The organism is Oleiphilus sp. HI0123 (assembly GCF_001635315.1).
The window spans coordinates 1-2,431 of the sequence record NZ_LWGE01001547.1 but is presented as its reverse complement, the minus strand read 5'-3'; the positions used below and the strand labels follow the sequence as shown (position 1 = coordinate 2,431).

Annotated in this window: 5 protein-coding genes; all 5 read right to left on the bottom strand. The window is 43.6% G+C overall.

Going from position 1 to position 2,431, the window contains the following annotated elements; translation table 11 throughout:
* The coding region (locus A3761_RS20710) for an NADH-quinone oxidoreductase subunit K (protein WP_197473149.1) at window positions 1-200 on the bottom strand (200 nt) is incomplete at its 3' end.
* Window positions 197-1,177, bottom strand: a complete 981-nt coding sequence (locus A3761_RS20705) for a DUF4040 domain-containing protein (RefSeq protein WP_082865135.1) — start codon at window positions 1,175-1,177, stop codon at window positions 197-199. The genes A3761_RS20710 and A3761_RS20705, both read right to left, overlap by 4 nt.
* The gene (mnhG, locus tag A3761_RS20700) at window positions 1,177-1,506 is read right to left on the bottom strand and encodes a monovalent cation/H(+) antiporter subunit G (protein WP_068510913.1); all 330 of its coding nucleotides are present in this window, start codon (window positions 1,504-1,506) and stop codon (window positions 1,177-1,179) included. Before mnhG ends, A3761_RS20705 begins: the two co-directional genes overlap by 1 nt.
* 23 nt (window positions 1,507-1,529) lie before the next feature.
* On the bottom strand, window positions 1,530-1,796 hold the full coding sequence (locus tag A3761_RS20695) for a monovalent cation/H+ antiporter complex subunit F (protein WP_231872273.1): 267 nt from the start codon (window positions 1,794-1,796) through the stop codon (window positions 1,530-1,532).
* A complete protein-coding gene (locus tag A3761_RS20690; protein WP_068509907.1) occupies window positions 1,793-2,269 on the bottom strand; it encodes a Na+/H+ antiporter subunit E in 477 nt (158 codons plus the stop codon). The genes A3761_RS20695 and A3761_RS20690 overlap by 4 nt, the downstream gene beginning before the upstream one ends.
* Window positions 2,270-2,431 lie beyond the last annotated feature (162 nt).

The following is a 2,431-nucleotide window of genomic DNA, read 5'->3' as shown; positions in this document are numbered from 1 at the left end:
GAAACCCCTTCGACGACAATTGGTGCGGTGCCGCCAGTGACTTTACCCATAGAAATGTAAAGCATAAAAACTGAGGTCTGAAAGACGTTTAAACCAACGACCTTTTTGACCAGGTTATTTGCGGATATAACGATATAGAAACCGGTCATCATCAAAAATACGACGATCCAGTAATTGTAGTAATCGAGAATAAAGTTCACTGGATGTTAGACCTCTCAGCCTGGCTATCGAAGGCATAGAAAATACTAAGCATAACGGCAAACACTGTAATACCAACACCAAGTTCAATGATAATTATACCGTAGTGTTGGCCAGCGATTGGGTCTGCTGCGATTTTGTTGTAATCAAGGAATTGGCCGCCCTTAAGCATGCTGTACAAGCCAACGCTGGCGTAAAGCAGTACGCCAAAAGAGGCCATTAATTGCAAAAACTTTGGGCTTACTACTTCAAATGAGCTTGGTGTCCCAAAGACTAAAGCGTACAAAATGAAAGCCGCAGCAGCGATGACACCGGCCTGAAAACCGCCCCCAGGGCCGAAATCACCATGAAATTGAACATACAGTGCAAACAGTATAACCAAGGGAATAATTAGCTTGGCAACAACGTGCAGTACGTGGTGCGCTTTTAAACCAGATTCTGGCGCATCACTTTCTTCGCGGCGCCTTACGCCAAGTAATGCTAAGACACCAATTGCTGCTGAAAATACAACAACCGTTTCTCCTAAAGTATCGAAGCCACGATAGCTTGCAAGTACTGATGTCACCATGTTCGGTAATCCGACTTCTTTAGGTGACTCTTCTATATAGCGTGGAGCGACATGTTCGTGTACTGGGTTGTCAGGGTGCCCAAAGGGAGGCATGTCGAGCGTGCCGTAGATCAAGGCAGCGCCGGTTACGCAGACTACAACCAAAGGGAGGATTGAAGAGTGGGCACTTTGCTTTTCCTTTCTACCAGTTAATGCCAGTGTGCCAAGCATGAGTACTGTAGATATGCCCGCACCAACCGATGCCTCGGTGAACGCGACATCAACTGCGTCAAGGTTTACGAATATCAATGCTGACAGAAAACTATATATTCCGAAGAGCATGACGACAGCAAATAAATCTTTCAAAAATATAATGCGTAAAGCAGTGAGCGCCAACATAGCAAGCAGTACCAAGTCGATCAGTTCGGCCATTAGTGCGTTTGCTCCTGTTGTTCTTTCTTGGTTTCAGCAATTGTAAGTAAGCCGCCATGACGGGCTGACTTAGCAAGAGCATGAGAAGCGGTAGGACTGGTAAGCATCAAAAACACCAGTATGAATAAAAGTTTTGCGGTATTTAAATCGAAAGACGTCTGCAAGAGGAGACCGCCTATGATCAGAATGGCTGCAATAGAGTCCGTGACACTCGCTGCGTGAACGCGAGTGAAGAAATCCGGGAATTTAAAAAGTCCAACGGCACCACTTAAGCCGAAGAAAACGCCTGCTATTAGCAGGAGGCTACTAACAATATCTAAGACAAACATGTCCAACCATTATTATTTAAGTTTTATTCAATTGGCGCTGTGTATTCGAAAAAGCGAAGTACCGCAACCATCCCTGTAAAGTTGATTAATGCGTACACAATGGCAATGTCCAGGAAGTCTGGGCGTCCCATCATATAACCGGCGGCCGCAATAAAAAGAACAGTCTTGGTGCCAAACATGTTTACTCCTAGAATACGGTCGTAAACGGTTGGCGCATCGAATGCTCTGGCCAAAGCGATAGCCATAACAACCAAAATAGCGATACAAACAGCAGCGTATATTCCTGTCACTTGTTATTACCCCATATCCCGGCGATTTTATTTTCCATAGCACCTTGTTCGAGTTCTTCTAACGAGGACTTTTGCAGTGCGTGAACAGTCAGTTCACCATCCTCCAAATCTACGCTTAAGGTGCCAGGTGTGAGTGTTATGGAATTTGCGTATAAAACATGATTGCTCGGAGGTATTTCTTTTATATCTATTTTCGCCAAGCTTGGCGAAACCTTATTTGACGAAGTCCAGATCAGTTTTGTAACGTGGGCGCTAGAGCCAATGATCTGCCCAATTAGCCATGGAATGTATCGAATTAATCGTAAACCTGTCCCAATCTCTTGTGGCTCTTCATCTACTTCATCCATACGTTTTAAGACAAAAAGTACGATGATGACAGAAACGGCTCCGAAACTAAGTAATAGTGGTTGGATGTAGCCAGAAAGTAACAACCAGAACGCTGAAAGTAGTACTGCCCATTTAAATATATGCATTTAATGAATACCGGCTTTATTGTTAATTCGAATCATAGCTAGCTGGGGAACGTTGATTTGTAACATTTTTTATATGGTATTTTCAATCATTATAAGAGGTCAATGGTGGTAACACTCTAACCAGAGCTAAATTTCTTGTGAAAGCGCAACAATTTATCTCTA

Coding starts and splice junctions, on each gene's coding strand:
- A3761_RS20705 (WP_082865135.1), bottom strand. CDS start 1,177: ATGGCCGAACTGATCGACTTGGTACTGCTTGCTATGTTGGCGCTCACT.
- mnhG (WP_068510913.1), bottom strand. CDS start 1,506: ATGTTTGTCTTAGATATTGTTAGTAGCCTCCTGCTAATAGCAGGCGTT.
- A3761_RS20690 (WP_068509907.1), bottom strand. CDS start 2,269: ATGCATATATTTAAATGGGCAGTACTACTTTCAGCGTTCTGGTTGTTA.